Genomic DNA, 19,834 nt, shown 5'->3' on the forward strand with positions numbered 1-19,834 from the left:
TTATTACCACTATTGCAGAATAGATTTCACTTTACATGGACGATTCATACACGTTACATTGGCTCAACTATCTGGCGACAGGGGAAGGACCTGGTGGCATGCAAGAAGCGAAGGCCTTCACGATCGCTGCAGGTGCGCTTGACACCAGCAATGCGCCCGCCGATCGTTTGGTGCTGGTCAATCAGTTCGTCCCCTACGCGTTGCCGATCAAAGGGGGCGGCTGGCCTTACGCCTTGACCGCCAGCCAGATCGACCGCGCCGCGCGGTTCGTCGCGCGGATGAGCCCCGCGGATGCCAAAAAGGCAGACGTACCTGCGGAAATCTATGAGCGTGCGCAAATTTGGCGTAACCGCGCCGAGACCGACAGCTATATCGGCGGTGATACCGATGATCTGGCGACGACGCAGCCGACTACTCAGGTCACGGCTCAACTCGGCACCGAGTTCGGCTGGCTATTTCTCGATCGGACCAGGCTCCGCCCAGCGGGGTTCGCCCTCGGTGAACACCTGACGACGATCAGCCTCGCGCCCGGCGAAGAAGTGACGATCGAGCAGCGCTCCTTTACCAAGATTGAACGCGCTTTCGAAGAAGCAAGCGAGTCGGAAACCACTGCCGATCTCGAACTCTCCTCAACCTACGCAACCGAGCTAAGCGAGAGCCTCGACTGGCAGGTTTCGCTCGGCCGCAAGCGCAGCGACAACACCGGACAGAAGGTTTCCGGAAGTTATGAGGGCGTTGGCGTCGAAGCCTCGGCGAGTCAGGCGAACGACCTGACCGACGGCGATAATCGGACCGCGCGAAGTTCGACCAAACTCACCGAAAATGCGACCCGCAAAGTCGCGGCGAAACAGCGGCGTCAACACAAAACAGTTTTCAAGCTATCCCAGGAAAGCCGTTTCGATACGAGCAGCAAGCGCGTACTACGAAATAGCAACGCGCTGGCGCCCTATGATCTGCTATACTTCAAAGTTCAGCAGCGGCTCCAGATCTTTCATGAGCGTTATGGCGTAAGGCTTTGCTGGGCGCCGTCAGTGGCCGAACCGGGCAAAATGTTCCTCGAACGCCTAAACCGGCGCCGGGCGGAATTGCGTACGGCCGCGCTGGCGGAGGTCGACGTCGGCCCCCGCCCTGTGGCCCCGCTATCTCCGACAGCAGGCCTGCCGCAATCCGGTCAGGCGGTCGAGATGGCGGACCGTTTCGATCCGGTGTGGGGCGGCCAGAGTGCGGACTACACGATCGATATCGCTGCGCCTCCAGGTTATATCTGGGACGGTCAGGCACCCACCGTCGATTTCGACTTCACCATGTCGCGCCCGTCGCATGCCAATCTGGTTACCTTCGCGCAAACGGGGTCGGGCGTACGGCTGATCGTTCATGTGGGTGTCGCTGACTGCCGGAACCCGTTCCAGCCGGATTTTTGGCAGGGGCGCGGCACGGCAACGCTAACCTGCACCGCGAACTTCGTTCCCGCACCCAATCCTGGCATCGATCAGGCGTATGGGGCCGCGTATGCGACCTACACGTCGCAACTGGCCGATTACAATTCGAGGCTGGCAATCGCCAACGCCGCGGCAACCCGCGCAGTCGATATGGATTGGGATTTGGAACGCGCCCAATTGATTGCCAATGTCGATACCACCACCGAGATCATCGGCACGCTGATCGAGCAGGCCTTCCCAGCGCAGGTCAGGGACGACCCCTGGGAACTCGATCTTTGGGAGCGCATTTTCGACTTCCCGCGTATTACTATCCGGCTTTATCCGTCATGGTGGAACGGCCCCGAACTCAACGACGCAAAGGGCGCGGCCGACAGCTTCCTCAACGCGAGCTGGGCAAGGATCTATCTGCCGATCCGACCGGAGGCCGAGGCTGAAGCCCTGCGCTGGCTGATGGAGCGCCGCATCGGCGGGCCCGGCTCGACGGCAGTGGAAGCGATGATCGAGTATCTGGTCAAGGAATTGGCCACATATCGCCTCGCGAATTTTGGATCGGACATCGAGGCACCACACGCAACGGGCAGCACCGTCGCCACGTGCCCCGGGATCGATCAGCCGGTAAAGTGTCTGGGCTATTGGGAAGAGTCCCTGCCGACCGACGGGACCCACCTGGAAGTGCTTCAGGCCACAACATCAGCCGCCGACGACGCGGCGAAGGCTCGCCTGGATGCCGAGGGCGCCTTGGCTGCAGCGCGGGCTAAATCCGAAGACGCGGAGGCAAATATCCGGACGACTGTCGCCAGCGCTCCCTTCAGCGATCTGGACAACATCAGGATCCACATCGGGGGATCCGGTCCAGACACCTGACCCGTTCATGGCGCTGCCTGTCTTCCCGCTGAAGAATTTCGACGAAAGCCGGAGCGAGTATGTCGTTGCGCTGTTAGTGTCACGGGTGCGTGCTTCCGTTGAAGACCCCGGCGTTTCCCCTGGTTTCTATTTGATCGAAAAGCCGATCTCGGACGCAATCGATGCGGCAAAGCTGGCGTCAGGCTTTGCAACCGGAGTCCATCGTGGCGCGAAGGCTCGCTACGCGGTAATGCAGGAGGACTTTCGGCGCGACTATGCTGCGCTACGCCAACTTTTCAGCGCTGAACTGGGAGCCGCGTTCGGTCACGCGCTCGCCGCCGGCTTCGATGAATGGCTACGCCGCCCCATCGTCGAGCTGAACCCGACTGGCCTTACACCCGACTCGATAGCAGCGGCTCGGCGAATGATCGAGATGTTCGAGGCAGAACGATTTCTTCAAATGATCGGGTTGGTGGACAGCATCGTAAAGGCTGGCGCATTGCTAGAAACACTAGCGCTGGGAGCGGATGAATTATTCGAGCTGCTGGCCGGGGAAGGAACTAGTTGGGCGAGAACGGTCTTGCTCGAGACCGATCCGCAACGGCAGGGCGAGATGCTCGGAAGGCCTGTCGGCGTCGCGCTTTTCGAGGTCGTGCGGATGATTGTCGAGCCACCCGCGCTCGACGCCATGCACATGCTTGGAGTCCTAGCGCCAACCGCCGCCGAAAAGCAGGCGATAGGTATCTGACCGATGGCGGCCGCTCGTGAGATCCAGCTGCTCGAAAGGGTGATGCAAACGAAATTTGGGGCACGCGTCCGTCTTTTCCTGATCATCGACAAAAAAATGGTCTCGGCGCGCTGGAAGTCCCTGTCGTCGGCAGCCCTTGAGGGGTACCGTGTAGATGTCGCACAGATGTTGATCATGGGGGGCGTGACAGCGGAAGTTGCTCAGCGGCTTCGCGCCCAGCTCCTATCCCGGTTTGAATGGTTGGATAAGGTCAGCGACCAGGCCTTTGTCGAGATATATCTTACCGTTCACAATCGCGGTAAAATGGTTGACGTCGTCGTGCGCGGCTTAACCGTCGAACGCCTCATCGCCGAAATGAAGGAAATGGCGAGATTGACGCGGGAGTTGGAAACACAATTGGCGGCTCGCGGCAAGGGTTGGGGCAAGCTTCAGCTTTTGAGCGGTCTGAAAACCGGGGACGGACGGCAGATAGCCGATTGGACCCTCTGCGCCGTCCACGAGGACGGTCGGATCTGGGTAATGGCAATCATCGAGAGCAAGTCAATCTCCAACATGGAGCACCTCATCGAACAGAAAGGGCGCGGCACTGGCCAGTTCCTTAAGGATTTCATGCGCGCGAAACTTGAAGGGCTCATCATCGATATCGTAGATCTCCAAGGCAATATTTCTCCGCGCAAGTTCAGGCCGGCGCAAGTGCTACTCGAGCCGATCCCCCCGGGCGCTACCAAGCTGGGACCATATCCGACGCGTTTCATCGGCGTGGTCCCCGATAAATTCAGCGCTCGCCAGCTGCTCAATGCCGAAACCGCAGGACTTGCGATGGAAACTTGGGCCTGGCCGGTTTCACAATCAGAAATGCTTAAACTTATCAACGCCATAGAGAAAAGCATTTCCCGGTGACGGACATCCCGCTTGAATGATGGTGTTCAAGGCTTCGAGTAAGCTCACCTGCCGTAACGTCGATCCCGTCCCCACCAGACAGCAATGGGGCGCCCTACTCGCTTTCGGGTTTCGACATTGTTCAGCTGAGCGTGTGCCAGCCGCGCGCCACCTTACGTCGTTTGATCCAAGGTCAACCTCACGCAAAAAAGGGTAACGCCGGACGTCGTTCAGATACAGGCCGACAAAGGGTAGCGGGCGAATTTGCGGCGACAAGCGCAGCGCATCAATCGCCCGCCCCAGAGTTCACGGACACAGCCTCACGGTAAGCCGCCTTCTCCCGCCACGTCTCGGCTATGGTCGAGCAGCGGCCGCCGATCTGACAGGCGGCACCGCTTTAGGCCGAGGCACATTAACACGGCTGAGCATTCACAATGCCGGACGCCCCCACGCGCCGCCCTCTACATGCCGCGATGGTCCGCGTGCCCGCCGCGCTGCATCTTCTGCGCCGCGGTCAGATGCTGCTGGATCACCGGCACCGCTTTCTTGGCCGAGGCACGCAGCGGCGCCTGGTCGCCGCGTGCGCCATAGCTCCTGCGGCGTGATGGAGGCCGACTGCAGTAGCCTGGTATCTTGCAGTTCGGACTGCGAAACGCGAGACCTGGCCGCCCATCGGTTTCATGCGGTCGCCGAACGCGTGATCGGTTTCGCGCGGCATCTGCGCGCGGTGGGGATGTAGGTGCACTCGACCCACGTTTCACACCTTCTTGGTAAAGTCCGCCAGCGCCTCGCATCGCGTCGCTCTAGTCAGGCTCGCCGACTGTCAAACAACCGGGGGCGACAATGATGCGAGTACACAACCAGACCGCAGCGCAATGGTTTCGGTGATTGAATCACCCACATCGGCGGGTGGTATTGCGTCCTAGCGCTGCGGCCAGATCGTCGGTAGCGTCCGACCGGTCGCGTCCTTCCCCCGATCGCGGTGTCGATACGCCCGCCGGGGATATGCCGTCGATGGATATAGGAATGGTTGTGGCACAGGCTCGAATGACAGCGCAGGCAACCATCCGGATGAAGGACAGCGACCTATCCAGCGCGGGATGGCACGAATTCACCTGTGCCGCGCCGATGGAGCGCGCCTTCAACCACCTGATTGCGGGCACCTATTTCGAGCAGAAGTTCGAACGATGGCCGCTTCCGCCGCTCGATTCCGCGGCACTGATCAACGACCTGATCTTCAGTCGGATGATCGATCCACGATGGTCGCCGCTGCAGCGCGCGTTGGTCGACAAAAGTACGGCAAAGACCGAAGCCCAGCGGCTGTGCCCAAGCCTGCGCTTGCCCGAAACCCTCGCGGTCATCCCGATGGAGTCGGTACGGTCGGCCGACCACCTCCATGGATTGTTGCAGCCGTTCATCGGTACCGATGCCATCGCCAAGCCGTCGCACGCCAGCGGCGGGACCGTCTTTCTGACGGGAGACCTAGCCCCGGCGGACATCCATGTGCTGCATGAACTTGCGGCGATCGACTACGCAACCATCATGCGCGAAATGCAATATTGGCGGTTGCCGCGCAAGGTCATCGTCGAAGCGCTCGTCCGCGCCGCCGCGACCACCCGGCCCAACGACTTCAAATTCCATTGCATCGATGGCGAGCCGCTCTTGTGCCAGGTCGATCATAGTCGCTTCGGCGATGCCTGGAGCCGGCTATATCGGGTGCCGAGTTTCGAGCCGATGTACCCGGGCGATGGTCTGGTGCCCCCCGACGACTATCGCCTCCCCGATCGCGATCGTCTTGCCGCGTTGATCGCGGCCGCACGCGCGCTGGCGGCGCCGTTCGATTTCGTCCGTGTCGATCTGTATGACGGCATCGACGGGGTATATTTCGGCGAAGCGACCTTCACCCCCGCGGCTTCGCTGGGAATCGCGCCCTCGGCAGCGGGTTGCCACCGCGTAACCGCGACGCACCGCGAATATAGCGACACCCTCATGACGGCGTTTCGTAGCGGCAGGTAGCGGGAGCCCCCCGCGCAGCGACGCAGCATTGGCGTACGCCCGAGGCGAGATGGTCAGCGCGCCGCACGCGTCACGCAGGCGCCGACCGCCGCGATCCGCTCGACATCGGCATAAGCGGGAGTCGCCAGTTCCTCGCCGAAAATGTCGGGATCGAGTTCGTGATACCATAGCGAATACTCCGTTGCCGCCAGCGCCGCCTCGAGCTGCGGCCGCAATACGTCCTGGCCGGCGACGATCGAGACGCCGGTGTGGAGGATCAACCGTCCCCCGGGGACGAGCTTGGCGGCTGCGGCGACCATCCAGTCGAGCGACAATCGCGCTCCATACAGGTCGCCACCGTCGCGATAGGCACGCGCGCTCGGGTCGATCATGAAGGGCGGGTGGGTGACGATGAGATCGAACATCCCCTCGACGCCGGCGGGACTGGTGGCCCAGACGGTATCGGCGTCGAGCCCGGCGTGCGCCGCGTTGATCGACGCCAGGAATAGCGCATCGGGATTGATGTCGGCCATCGTCAGATGCGCCTGCCGCTGCGCGCTCGCCGCGGCGATCCCGCCGACGCCGGCCCCTGCGGCATAATCGAGAATGCGCGACCCCCGCCCCAGCGGGGCCATCCGCGCCAAGATCAGATCGGCAAATCGGTAGCTGTCGGGGCCCAGAAATACCGCATCCTGCGCCAATGTCGGATAGGCCGAGTGGAGGAACAGCGTGTCGCAGGCACTCGACACCCGGACCCGGGAAGCAAACACACCGCGGTCGCGTTCGACGATGATCCTGGCGTCGCCCAGCGATGCAAAGAGCTCGGGGACCAACTGCCCACGATCGAAGGGTAATCCCCACCCAAAGATATCGCGCAGCGAGCCGGCCTGTTGCCGGCCCTGCCGCGCGACGACGTGCGCGTGGCTTGCCGGGGTGGTGGTGACGAACCGATATCCGCTTCGGTCGAGTTCGCGAATCAGACAGCGCAACGCGTCGGGCGAGATGCTGTTGAGCGGGGGAACCGCATCCTGCGCGCATTCGACGGCCATCTGTTCCATCCATCCGACTCGGTTCAGACGACCAACCGGCCGCGGGTGACGCGACCGAAATCGCCCGATCCACGGCAAGCCTTGTCGCGGGCCAGGGCGACCACCCCGATCGCACCAACACTTCATGCCACCATGATGCTCCCATCGCGGTATAACATGGGCCCTGCCATGGTGAACTAGCCAGTCCCAACGCGGCTTTCTAACGAACCATCCCGGCCTAGGTTCACGCCACGCGAAAAGCCCGCTTGCACCATATTTGGACACGGGCGTTCGCATACGATGGCGCTGATCGCTTCGCTCAACCTCTCGATAAGACGGCCGCTAAGACCCTCGACGGCATGGCGACAAGCGCGCAAACGCAGGTCCGCCCATCAACGACCAGGCGGTAATCCAAACGGTGGCAGGCGGTCAGGCATGCTGGTGCCACCCCGCACTACCCGATTGGTCGGTCGACCGGCGGATCGGTCGATCATCGAACGAGCATCCAGCCGCGTATATGAAAGGGCCGCGTGCCAGACGGCAAACCGTTCTTTCCTCTACAGGAACCTGCTGTTTCTGCTCGACATTCCCGGGCCGGATGATAGCAACGTCGGGGCTTCGCCAGAAACGGCGCATCGGGGGATATTGCATGGCTGGTAAGTTTTTGGCGTGGTCGGTCAGGCCGCGTCTCGTGTCGTTCGCACTCGGCACCAGCGTCCTCGCCATCACCGCCGGGGCATCCCCCGCGTCGGCGCAGTGCGCGCCCGATCCGACCAGCGTCAACGGGACCACTACCTGCAGCGGCGTCGACACCGACGGGCTCAATGTCCCTACCAGCGGCACCCGTGTCGTCGTCCAGCCCGGCGCGACCGTGCTTGCCGGATCCAATGCGGCGGGGATCGCGACATCGGGTGCTACGTCGACGCTGGTCGTCGACGGCGCCGTCCTGGGCGGCGTCCGGCCCGGCATCAGCGTCACCAATGCCAATGCATATTTCGGCTATCTCGGCCCCTGCGATCCCTATGCGGGTGCAACCTTCACCCCTTGTGGCAGTCCCTTCGGCACCGTGTCGCCGCCCAACGCGACATCGATCAGCATCGGTGCGGCGGGAACGGTCAGCGGGACCTCCGCAGTCCGTTTGCAGGCCAACCCCAACAACACCGCGGGCACGCTCACCGCAACGATCGTCAACGCCGGCACGCTGACCGGAACGAGCGGCCCCGCGCTGGTCGCCGACAGCGGCGCCTATTTCACCGGGATCACCAACCAGGTGGGGGGGAGGATCGAGGGGATAGCGGGGGTCACGCGATCGATCGACAATTTCGGAACGATCAACCGCGGTATCGTCGTCGGTGCCCCAGCCAACTTCACCTTCGCCACGCTCGTCACCAACGCCGGAACGATCAACGGCGGGGTCGCCGGTGCGATCCAATCGGTCCGGAACACGGGCACGATCGATGGTGGCACCGGATCGGCGATCGCGGGAATTCCCGCATCGGCGTTCAATAACGTCCAGCTCAACAATGACGGTCGCATCACCTCGAACGGCAATGCGGCAACGGTGACGTCGACCGGGGGGGCACTCGTCCAGAACACCGGCAGCATCATCAACGCGGGTACCGGCGCGGCGATCGAGGCCAGCGGCATTCTCAACGTCACCAACGCCGCAGGTGCGACGATCGGCAGCAACGGCAGCGTCGCGGTCCGCACCAGCGGGGTCCTGAACCTCACCAATGCGGGGACGATCGACGGATCGGTTGTCTCGGCCGGAGTCGCGAACCAGAATGCCACGCTCGACATCGCCGCGGGCACGATCAACGGCGACCTGCTGCTCGGTGCGAGCAACGATAGCGTCACTGCGCGGTTCGACGTCGCGGCCGGGCGGATCGGCAGCGTTACCGGCGTCATCGATGCCGGCAGCGGCGCCGACACCCTCAATCTCGGGATCGACGGCGATGCTACGCTCAACGCTGCCGCGGTACCGGCGAGCTTCGAACGGCTCGGCCTGGCGATCGCCGATGCAACTGTAACGCTTGCTGACGGTATTCGGCTGCCCAACGGGCTGACCGCGACCGGATCGGGCAATCTGGTCAACGCCGCGACGCTGGTCACCGCCGGGCAGGCGATCGCGATATCGGCGAGCTACCCCGGCACATTGTCCCTGGTGAATAACGGCGCGATCACCGCGAACGTTACCAACAGCTTTGGCGCAGCCGTCTCGGTCAATGTCGGGGAGCTCACCAATAACGGCACGATCACTGCGATCGGCGGGGGTGGCATCAGCGTCACGAGCTACACCCAGAACGCGCTGACCAACACCGGTACGATCACCGCATCGGGCTTTGGCGCGCTTGTCTATTCGGGTGCGCTGGTGAACAGCGGCACGATCCGATCGACCGGCAATGTCGGCTCGGTTCTGAACGGGTCGCAGTCGAACTCCGCGCCTTCGAGCAACAGCGGCCTGATCGCGGGTGCCACCAGCGGCCTGTCGATGTCGTTCGGACGGTTCGTTAACACCGGCATCGTGACCGGCGGCGCGACCGGCAGCGGCGTAGGGATCGATATCACCTATTACGGAATCGTCGACAATCAGGCGGGCGGCACGATCAGCGGCGCGACGGGGATCAGCGCGCGCACCGGTTATAACGGCACCGTCCTGAATGCTGGGACGATCAACGGCGGGGTCGATTTCGAGAGTCGCTCTTCTTACGACCAATCGCCCGACATCTTCGTCGACAATGGCGGCGTGGTGAACGGCGCGATCCGGTTCGGCGGCGGCAACGACCTGCTCGTGACCGATCTGGTGCAACCCACGGCCAGGGTCCTGGGCGGCGCGACCGGGGGCGTCGACGCGGGCGACGGGCTGGACCGCATTCTCTACCGCGTCGGCGCCGATGCGGCAGTGCAGATAGCGCCGCCAGCAGGGTTCGAGACGATCGGCTACGAGTTGACGAACGACGCAGCACTGACGCTGACGGCGACCGGCCTGCTCGACACCAACTTGACCCTGTCGGGCAGCGGCAAGGCAGATGTCACCGCGGACATCGCTGCAGCGAACCGGACGCTGATCGACATGTCGGCGTTGACCATCGATCGGTTGCTCGGCGATTCCGATGCAGCGCCGAACACGCTCGACGTGATCAGCCGAGGCACGCTGACCGCGTCGGCAACCGATTCGTTTGCCTATCTGCCGACCCATGCGGTCATCGCAGGGCCGGGCCGGTTCGAGAATGCCGGCACGATCAACGTTACCGGCACCCCATCCGAGTATTTCTATTTTACCCCTTTCGCGATCGTCGGCAGCGGCACGGTAATCAACTCGGGGACGATCAATCTTGCTGGCGGAGCTTATGGCATCGACGCCCCGACGGTCATCAATTCGGGCAGCATCCTGAGCAGCGCCGGATCGGGGAGCAGCGGCGTGCTGGGGGTCGAGACGTTGCAGAACAGCGGCAGCATCGTCACCGACGGTCCGGCGGTCGCTGGGACCTATTTCTATTCGGTGCCGAGCCAGATCACCAATACCGGACGGATCGAGAGCCGACGAGACACCGCGCTGTCCGTCTATGGCGGATCGAACATCCTGAACGACATCGGCGGTCTGATCCAGGGACCCACCCAGGCGATCGTCGCCTATGGCAGCACGCTCATCAACCGCGGCACGATCGTCGGCGACGTCGATCTGGCAAGCGACCTTGGCTATACCAGCTCGAGCTATGGCGCCGATGGCGGCACGCTGGCAGGCGCGCTCACCTTTGGTGGAGGCAATGACGTCTTCGTGCAGACCGGCGCCGCAACCGGGATCACGGACGTGATCGACGGTGGCGAAGGTTCCGACGCGGTCATCCTCGCGCGGAACGGCGCGGGCAGCTTCACCGGCGCAATCAACTTCGAGACGCTGGCGGTGAATGCGGGGATCTGGACGCTGACCGGCGCGCAACGCTATTCGGGCGGCACGACGATCGCTGCGGGAGCAATCGCGATCGGCACCGGATCGGTCCTGAACGGTGCGATCGCGAATGCCGGCGCTCTGGTGTTCGACCAGAGCACCAACACCGGCTTCACCGGCGCGATCACCGGCACCGGCAGCGTGACGAAAGCTGGCACCGGGGTGCTGACGCTCGGCACGCAAGGCTATAGCGGGGCGACGAACGTCACCGGCGGCACGCTGGCGCTCACCGGCGCGCTCGCCAGCTCCGATTATATGGTCGGCGCAGGCGCGGCCTTGACCAGCGCGAACGCCGCGACGATCGCGACCACCGGGCAGACTTTGTCGGTCCTCAACGCAGGCACGATCGCCAACACCAATGCGAGCGGGCGTGCGATCAACGTGGCCGGCGTTAACGGGCCGCGCACGATCGCGATCGTCAACGCCGCGGGCGGCGTCATCACCAGCGCCGACGACGCGATCCGGATCAATACCAACCCGACTGCGGGCAGTATCCGGATCGACAATTCCGGCACGATCCGGACGACCGGTGGCGGCCAGGCACTCGATTTCGATGCGGCGGCATCGGGTGCGGCGTCGATCATCATCAACAATCATGTGACCGGCGTCATCCGCTCGTTCGGCCAGGATGCCATCCGCCCGGGCCAGGGCGCAATCGTCACCAATGCCGGGCTGATCCGTTCCGATGGCGCCCCCAACAACAGCTATGACGGCATCGACTGGCAGGCGCGCTCGGGCGTCGTGACCAATTTGGCGACGGGCATCGTCTCTGGCCTGCGCCATGGCATCACCAGCGACACCGCGGTCGATGTGGCCAACGCTGGGGTAATCGAGGGTCGCAACGGCTCGGGCGTCGGCTCGGACGGCACCGGCATGGTCGTCAATTACGGCACGATCACTGGCGCGTGGGCCGGCGTGGCGACCAATGGCGACGGAGACGGCGTCGATATCGACCTGATCGGCACGGTGCGCAATTTCGGTACGATCCGCGGGCTCAGCGCCAACGGCGTCGATTCGGGCGGCCAGCCAAATGGCGCCGAGGGCATCGCGATGGGCGGTGGCACGATCGAGAACGCAGCCGGCGCGACCATCTCTGGCGCGACGCGGGGGATCCTGATCGACAACGGCTCGGCCAGCAGCGCCTATGGTGCGACGACGATCGTCAACGCCGGCACGATCCAGGGCGGCACCGGCGCGGCGGCCACCCTAGTCGGCGCATTCGACGATGTAATCATCAATTCGGGCAATATCGTCGGGGGCAGCAACGGGCTGGCGAGCGATTTCGGCGCGGGCAACGACACGCTTGCGCTGCTGCCGGGCTCGGCGATCATCGGCCGCGTCGACGGCGGTGCGGGCACCGACCAGATCGTGCTCGGCGGGACGGGCACGGGCAGCTTTGCGGGCGCGGTTAACTTCGAACGTCTCGATATCGTCTCCGGCGACTGGTCGCTGACCACGGCATCGAGCTTCGCGAACGGCGCGGGCATCGCCGCGGGCGCAACGCTAGCCGGCACCACGGCGACCTTGAGGGGCGCGATCGCGAACGCCGGTACGTTGCGTATCGACCAGGCGGGCGACGGCGTCTTCGATGCGACGCTCCTCGGCACAGGCGAGCTCGTCAAAGCCGGGGCCGGCAATGTCACGATCGGCAATCAGCTTGGCTTCACCGGCCGCACCAGCATCGAGGCCGGGCGCCTGACGCTTGCAGGCACGCTACCCTCGAAGGTTACGGTGCAGGCGGGCGCGACACTGGGCGGCAACGGCACCGTCGCCAGCGCGGTCGTCGCCAGTGGTGGAACGATCGCGCCGGGCAACAGCATCGGGACGATCACGATCGCCGGCAATCTCGTGCAGCAAGCGGGCTCGGTCTATGCGGCCGAGATCGGCGCCGCCGGCCTGTCGAATCGGATCGTCGTTGGCGGTACCGCGACGTTGCAGTCGGGCGCACGGCTCGCCATCACCGGCACCGCGGGCGCCATCGGCACCCGCTACACGCTGCTCACCGCAACAGGCGGCGTTGCTGGCACCTATGCCGTCACCCAGCCGACGACCACCGACACCGAGCTGCGACTGGGCTATACCGGCAACGCCGTGGTCGCCGATGTCGCGCGCACCGGTACCGGCCTCACCAGGGTCGCCCGCACCACCAACCAGCGCGCCGTAGCGCCCGCCTTTGCCGCGCTCGGCATCGGCAACGCCGCCTATGCCGCGCTGACGCTGGTGCCCGACAACGACGCCGTGGCGCGTGCGTTCGATGCGCTCGGCGGCGAAGTCCATGCATCGCTGCGCAACGCGATGGTCCGCGATGCGCAGATCGTCCAGGGCGCGGTCCTGTCGCGGACGCTCGCCGGCGATCCGTCGAGCGGGCTATGGGGGACCGTGCTCGCCAACAGCGGTCAGGACGATGGCAGCATCGAAGCAGCCGCAGTCGACCGCGAAACGCTCGGCGGCGTCGGCGGCGTCGACATCATGGCGGGCACGGGCCGGATCGGCATCGCGGGTGGCTATACCCGCACGCAGCTCGCGGTCGATGCGCGCACCAGCGACGCCGAGGCAAAGACGATCCATGTGCTCGGCTATGCGGGCGGTGCCTATGGCGCGATCCGCGTTCGTGCCGGGATCGGCTATGCCTGGGCCGACAACCGCACCGACCGGTCGGTGGCGTTTCCGGGGTTCGCCGATCGCCTGCGCGGAGACTATGACGGCGATACCTTCCACAGCTTCGCCGAGGCGGGGTATGCGATCCCGCTGGGTGGCGGCACCGTCCAGCCCTTCGCCGGTTTCCAGGCGTTCCGCGTCCACACCGACGGCGTCGCCGAGGCGGGCGGCGTGACCGCGCTAACCATCGCGGAACGAACCGAATCCTTCGCGTTCGCCAGCGCCGGGCTGCGGTTCGACACGCCGATCGTCGACGGTTTGTCGGCACGCGGCGTCACCGCCTGGCAACGGCGAATCGACGGTGATGCACCAAGCGGCGCGGCCCGGTTTACCGCGGGCACGTCGACCTTCGACATAGCCGGCGTTCCCCTGTCGCGCGATGCGGTGAATGCCGGGATCGATATCGTGTGGGCGCCCACCCCGAACATCCGGGTGACATCGGGCTATGCCGGGCTGATCGGCACCCGCGGGACCGACAGCACCTTCAAGCTGACCGCCAGTATCGGTTTCTGACGGCGCTCGATGACGACAGGAACGGCGCGACACCGCTAGCGCGCCGTTCCTTGGCTTGGCTCACGCCCCACCCCGCAACCCACCGACCGCGATCAGACGGCAGCCGATGATGATCCGGCCCGACGACCCTGCCCACCCCTGCTCCTGACGCGTCAGGCGCGGCGCTGGCCCCAGGGGTACAAACGCCTGTCTGCACTCGCAAAAAACAGACCCTATTGCCCCCCGACCGCGCCGGGATAGCTCACCCCCAGTTGGTCGAGATAGGATTTGTGCTTCTTGGGGTCGTAATAATAGGGCTTCAGCGCCGGGCGCATCCGCTCCATCACCGCCTGGTTCAGATGGATCGCGGGCTTGTCGGCGGCGGTCACCACCGGGTCGTATTTCTGGTCCTTCAGCTGGACGTCGGTGAAGAAGGTCTTGGCCTCGGACACCAGCTGCGGCGAGGTCATCAGGTCGATCACCGTCATCGACACCGCCTTGGCGCCCGACACCGCGCCCTTGTGCGCGATCGGCGTCGCCATCGCGATCGCCGACAGCACGTTGTGCCCGATCAGGCTGGGGATGTTCGACGGAAAGCGCACTGTGATCGTCGGCACCGTCCACATGATGTCGCCGATATCGTCCGATCCGCCGCCCAGCGATCGCTCGCGCGTGTCGGGGGTCGATAGCGGCAGCACTTCGGTCGACAGCGGCTTGGGGGTGCGGCCGTTGCTGGTCTGCACCGCCTTGGCGAACGCCTGGTCGTCGGCCGACCAGCTCGGCATGCCCACCGCCTTGATATTCGCCCAGGCTGCCTCGGCGAGCGGCTTGTTGCCGAAATTGGGCGCGGCATAGCCGAGCAACCGGTGCTCGACCGTCGTGCCCGTCCCCATCGCCGCCGCCTTCGAAATCTCGGTGCCGGTTTCGTACATCTTGCGGACGCTGGCAAAGTCCTGGTCGCGGAAATAATACCAGACCGTCGCCTTGTCGGGGACGATGTTGGGCTGGCCGCCCCCCTCGGTGATGACGTAGTGCGAACGCTGCGTCACCGGCAGATGCTCGCGCCGCATGTTCCAGGCGATGTCCATCAGTTCGACCGCGTCGAGCGCGCTGCGACCTTCCCAGGGCTGCCCCGCCGAATGCGCGGTCTTGCCCTTGAAGCTATATTCGGCCGAGACGAGCGCGTTGTTGCCCATATTGCCCCAGCCGGTGCCGAAATCGCTGCTGACATGGGTGAAGATGCAGGCGTCGACATCCTTGAACAGCCCTTCGCGGACATAATAGGCCTTGGTCGCGAGCAATTCCTCGGCGACGCCGGGCCACAGCATCAGCCGGCCGGGGATCTTGTGCTTCTGCATCACCTGCTTGGCGGCGATCGCCGCGGCGATCACCAGCGGCATCCCCGAATTATGCCCCTCGCCATGCCCCGGCGCGCCCTCGACGATGGGTTTCAGCGTCGGCGACCCGGGCATCTGGCTCAACCCCAGCAAGCCGTCGACGTCGCTTCCCAGCGCGATCAGCGGCCCGCCGCTGCCCCAGGTCGCGGTCCAGGCGGTGGGGATTCCCGCCACTCCCTTGGTGATCGTGAAGCCGTTCTTGGCGAGGATGCCGGTCAGATATTCCATCGTCTGGAATTCCTGAAAGCCCGGCTCGGCGAAGCTGAAGACCGAATCGACCATCTCCTGCACCAGCTTGGCCTGCGCCTCGACCCCCGCCGCCGCCTCGGCCTTGAGCGCGTCGTTGGCAGGGGCAGCGGCAGTCTGCGCCCGTGCGGCGATCGGCGTGACGGTCAGCGCGGGCACCAGCGCAGCCGCGATCAAACGTGAAATCGGTGACATCATCCATGCTCTCCCAGGGTTCGGCATCAGTATGAGAAGCGGATTCCCAGCCGATATACGCGGCCGAGAAAGTCGTAGAGGTTGCGGTTGGTCTGCGGATAAGCGGGGGTATTGTTGCCCGTCGGGCCGTTGCCCACCAGCACCGGATCGGTATCGAGCAGGTTGCGCACCGACAGGAACGCCTGCAGCTTGGCCCCCTGCACCTCGAAGCCATAATTCGCCGCGAAATCGAGGTAGAAGGCGCCTTCGATCTGGTTGTCGTTGATCGTGCGGTTCTGTACCGTCGAGGGCGGGCAGGTCGTCTGGCACTCGATGAAGCTGTTGTCGTACACCCCGCCCGACAGCCCGCGCCCGGTCAGCTGGAGTCCGACCCCGCCCTGGTCGTAGGCGGCGGTCAGGCGATAGGTCCAGTCGGGGGTATTGCCGCTATTCTGCCCCGCCGCCTGGGTCGGGAAATCGACGCCATTGTCGGTGTAGAGGCTCAGATAATGCGTCGCCAGCGCGCGCAGCGTCAGCTGCCCGTCGCCCAGCGGACGGCGATAGCTCGCCTCGAAATCGAGCCCTTCGGACTGGATACCGACGAAGTTGAACGGGATCAGCCGGATGCCGGTGATCGCCGCCCCCGCCGTCGTCACGCCTGCGCCCGCGGTGGTGGTGATGTTCTCGCACGCCTGCGCGGTCGCCTGCTCGTAGCAAAGGTTCACCGTCGTCTGCGCGGTGTAGTTGCTGATCGCGCCGCTCAGGTCGATATTATAGTAATCGATCGACGCCGCGAACCCCGGCACGAAGGTCGGGGTGAAGATGATCCCCGCGCCATAGGTCTCGGCGACTTCGGGCGCGAGATCGGCATTGCCCACCGTCTGTTCGAGGAACTGATCGGCGCGGAAGCCGCCCCCTGCCAGCGGCACGTTGACGGTGTTGGTCCGCGCGGTGCCCGGCGCGAACAATTCGCCGAGGTTGGGTGCGCGGATGTCGCGCGAGACGGTGCCGCGCAGCCGGAAATCGTCGATCGGCTGCCAGCTCAGTCCCACTTTCCAGGTGCTGACGCTGCCCGAGGTCGAATAGTTAGTCAGCCGGTAGGCGCCGTTCAAATCGGCACCCTCGAACAACGGGAACACCGTTTCGAGATAGCCTTCATAGACCGAATATTGCCCCTCGGTGACGAGGTAGTTGCCGTAGATCCAGCCCGAATTGAACTGCGGATCGACGGTGCCGGTCACCGATTCGCGCCGCGCCTCGGCACCGAACGCGATCGACACCGGCCCCTGCCAATTGTCGAACAGGCGTTTGGTCGAGAAGTTGAGCGCCGACACCGTCTGCGTCAGCGTCTGTTCGCGCAGCGGCTGGTTGCCGTCGTTGAAGATATAGTCGAGCGCGCCCTGCGTCACCCCGCCTACCCCGACCCGGTTGATCGGCACGCAGCCATTGCCCGCATTGGTCAGCGTAGATCGGCAGACGATCGTGCCGGCCGCGATCCCCGCGGCGTTGCCCGCCGGCGCGCGCACCGCATCGGTCGCCAGCGCCAGCTTCGCCGTGTTCCAGGTGTTGGTCAGCAGCTCGTCGACCTTGGCGACGCCGCGCTGGACATAGGCGTCCCAGCTCCATTCGCGCCCGATCGCGTTGAACTCGCCCTCGACCCCGCCGACGATGCGAAACACGTCGCGGGTGTTGTTGCTGCCCTGCGCCGGGATGCCGGCATTGCTCGTCCCGATCGCGACGGTGTTCACCCGCGCATTGCCTGGGGTCGCGTTGTACGCATTCACCTGGCTGACGAAGGCGGTAGGCAGATAGGCGTTGATCAAGCCGCCATTGGCCGCGCTCGGCGCCACTTGCAGCGTCACCCCGGTGGTCGGCGTCTGCTGGTAGAAGCTGACGCCTTCGTAATGCGCGAAGCTGCCGGTCAGGAACAAGGTCGCCTCGGGCATCACCTCATATTCGACACGCCCGAAGATGCTCGACCGGTCCTCGTCGGGGATCAGCGTGTTGCTACCGACATGGCCTTGCCGCGTGATCTCGTAGTCGCCGCCGACCATCCACTGGCCGTTGGTCGCGCCGAACTGCAGCTGGTTCAGGCTCGCGCCGCTGGCGCCGATCGTGCCGAAATAGGTACCGCGAAACGGCCCGGTGCTGATGAGCCCGCCCGGCGTGAACTGCGATGTACCGATCCCGCCTTGCACCAGCCGCGCGGGCTGGCCGTTGGTCGCGGTATAAGCGGGGTTGTCGATCTGGAAGAAGCCCGCCTGGTTCCAGTCGCGGTCGATCGTGTGCTGGCCCTTTTGCGTGAACGCCTCGGCGCTCACGATCAGATGGCCGCGTCCATCGGCGAAGGGCAAGCCGCCCGTCAGCGACACCTTATGGTTCGCCCCGTCCGAATAATTGGTAACGCCAAATTCGTAATCGCCCTTGAGCCCGGTGAAGTCGCGATCGAGGATGAAGTTGATCACCCCCGACACAGCGTCCGAGCCATAGGCCGACGACGCACCGCCGGTGACGACCTCGATCCGCTCGATCAGCCCTTGCGGGAAGGTGTTGACGTCGACGATCCCGGTGGTCGACGACGCGACCGATCTTTGCCCGTCGAACAGCACCAACGTCCGGTTGGCACCCAGGGAGCGCAGGTTTACCGAAGCAATCCCCGCCAGCCCGTTCGAAAGCGACCCCGACGAGTTGCTCGCGGTCGAACTGCCGCGCACCGACGGCAGCGTGTTGACGAAATCGGCGATGTTGGCGGGAGCCTCGGTCTGCAGTTCCTTGGCGCTGATCACGCTCACCGGGGTCGGCGCGGTATAGCCGTCGCGCTCGATCCGCGACCCGGTGATGATGATTTGCCCGTCGTCCTGCCCGTCGTCCAGCACCACGCTCTCGCCGCTCAGCGGATCGGTCGCCAGCTCAGGCTTGCCCCCCGGCGTATTGACCATCTCGCCCTCGCCCGGCGACGACTTGCCCGGACCGCTATTGGTCTGGTCGGCGGGCAACGGATCGGGAACCGCCTGCGATGCGGCAGTCTGGGCGGCAGTTTGGGCGGCCGTCTGCGCGGCGGCGATCTGCGCGCTCAGGCACATTGCCATTGCGGCACCCGCGCCCAGCAGCAGGCGACGGCGGCGGTGAAGCGATACGACGGCGTTGGGCATGGCGACGCTGCGCGAAAACTGCATATGGGACCCCCTTGAATGCGTGGCCTTGGGTGTTCCTCTCCCGGCGGTTCGCGTTTCTTGGTTCCCTGCACCGCACTGTGCCGGCTGCTTTTCGCGCTCGGCTATCGTTGCGGTTTGCACAGCCTAGCAGCAGCCGCGCGCCGGTTTCCGGCAATTTTAGGCCTCAACTTAGGTCCGTATTGACTGATTCCTGCGTGATTCGCCGCCTGCGCGCAGTTTTTGTGCATCAGCGCACCAGGGTCGCGCGCAATGCCGTCGGCGCGACCTGGCGAGTCGTTACTTCGCGCATCAGGAAGCTGCTGCGCACCCGCGCGACATGCGGCAGCGTCGACAATTCCTTGCGATACACGCGGTCGTAATCGTCGAACGATTTGACGTGCACCATCATGATGAAATCGATGTCGCCCGATACGAAGCTGCAGAACGACATCGAGGGACATTTCACCACCGCCGCCTCGAACTCGTTGAGCACCTGCTCGGCCTGGCTGCTCAGTTCGATCTGCACCAGCACGCCGATGCTGAACCCAAGCTTCGCCATGTCGACATCGGCGGTATAGCCCTGGATGATCCCGCGTTCCTCGAGCAGCTTGCGGCGGCGCGCGGTAGCAGTGCTCGAAAGATGCACCCGCTCGCCCAGCGCGACGTCGGACGCGCGCCCGTCCTTGACCAATTCACGCAAGATTCGAAAATCGGTGGAGTTCAGATCGTTGGTGATGGTTTCGGGCAAGTAGCGTCTCCCTGGCGCAGGATAGCGGCGCAATCTGTGTCAAAACTGCTGTTGATTGCCGGAAAGCGCAACATCGATCATGC

The 19,834-nt window shown here is 64.5% G+C and carries 9 protein-coding genes; 5 read left to right on the forward strand and 4 right to left on the reverse strand.

The genetic code is table 11. The annotated features are described in order from the left end of the window. Window positions 1-98: 98 nt before the first annotated feature. From NMP03_RS06305 to NMP03_RS06320, 4 genes are all read left to right on the forward strand, one after another. Window positions 99-2,303 (forward strand): hypothetical protein, encoded by a 2,205-nt coding sequence (locus tag NMP03_RS06305; RefSeq protein WP_256507639.1) that lies wholly within the window; start codon window positions 99-101, stop codon window positions 2,301-2,303. A 7-nt stretch (window positions 2,304-2,310) separates the two neighbouring features. Then, complete coding sequence (locus tag NMP03_RS06310; RefSeq protein ID WP_256507640.1) at window positions 2,311-3,030, forward strand: hypothetical protein; 720 nt, start codon at window positions 2,311-2,313, stop codon at window positions 3,028-3,030. Between the two features lie 3 nt (window positions 3,031-3,033). Then, window positions 3,034-3,930 (forward strand): hypothetical protein, encoded by an 897-nt coding sequence (locus NMP03_RS06315; RefSeq protein WP_256507641.1) that lies wholly within the window; start codon window positions 3,034-3,036, stop codon window positions 3,928-3,930. Window positions 3,931-4,956: 1,026 nt separating this feature from the next. Next, complete coding sequence (locus NMP03_RS06320; RefSeq protein ID WP_256507642.1) at window positions 4,957-5,925, forward strand: ATP-grasp fold amidoligase family protein; 969 nt, start codon at window positions 4,957-4,959, stop codon at window positions 5,923-5,925. A gap of 53 nt (window positions 5,926-5,978) precedes the next feature. On the opposite strand, the gene NMP03_RS06325 is transcribed toward NMP03_RS06320, so the two are convergent. Further along, complete coding sequence (locus NMP03_RS06325; protein ID WP_256507643.1) at window positions 5,979-6,953, reverse strand: methyltransferase; 975 nt, start codon at window positions 6,951-6,953, stop codon at window positions 5,979-5,981. Between the two features lie 628 nt (window positions 6,954-7,581). Here NMP03_RS06325 and NMP03_RS06330 point away from each other — a divergent pair. Further along, complete coding sequence (locus NMP03_RS06330) at window positions 7,582-14,052, forward strand: autotransporter domain-containing protein (protein ID WP_256507644.1); 6,471 nt, start codon at window positions 7,582-7,584, stop codon at window positions 14,050-14,052. Between the two features lie 212 nt (window positions 14,053-14,264). Here NMP03_RS06330 and NMP03_RS06335 read toward each other — a convergent pair whose 3' ends face one another. From NMP03_RS06335 to NMP03_RS06345, 3 genes are all read right to left on the reverse strand, one after another. Continuing rightward, entirely contained in the window at window positions 14,265-15,869 is a 1,605-nt protein-coding gene (locus NMP03_RS06335; protein ID WP_256508040.1) for an amidohydrolase, read from the reverse strand. A gap of 26 nt (window positions 15,870-15,895) precedes the next feature. Continuing rightward, window positions 15,896-19,024 (reverse strand): TonB-dependent receptor plug domain-containing protein, encoded by a 3,129-nt coding sequence (locus NMP03_RS06340; protein ID WP_256507645.1) that lies wholly within the window; start codon window positions 19,022-19,024, stop codon window positions 15,896-15,898. Window positions 19,025-19,250: 226 nt separating this feature from the next. Continuing rightward, window positions 19,251-19,751 carry an Lrp/AsnC family transcriptional regulator gene (locus NMP03_RS06345; RefSeq protein ID WP_256507646.1) on the reverse strand — a complete coding sequence of 167 codons (501 nt, stop codon included), beginning with the start codon at window positions 19,749-19,751 and terminating at the stop codon, window positions 19,251-19,253. Between the last annotated feature and the right edge of the window lie 83 nt (window positions 19,752-19,834).

The sequence above is a fragment of the Sphingomonas qomolangmaensis genome (genome assembly GCF_024496245.1).
Taxonomy (GTDB): domain Bacteria; phylum Pseudomonadota; class Alphaproteobacteria; order Sphingomonadales; family Sphingomonadaceae; genus Sphingomonas; species Sphingomonas qomolangmaensis.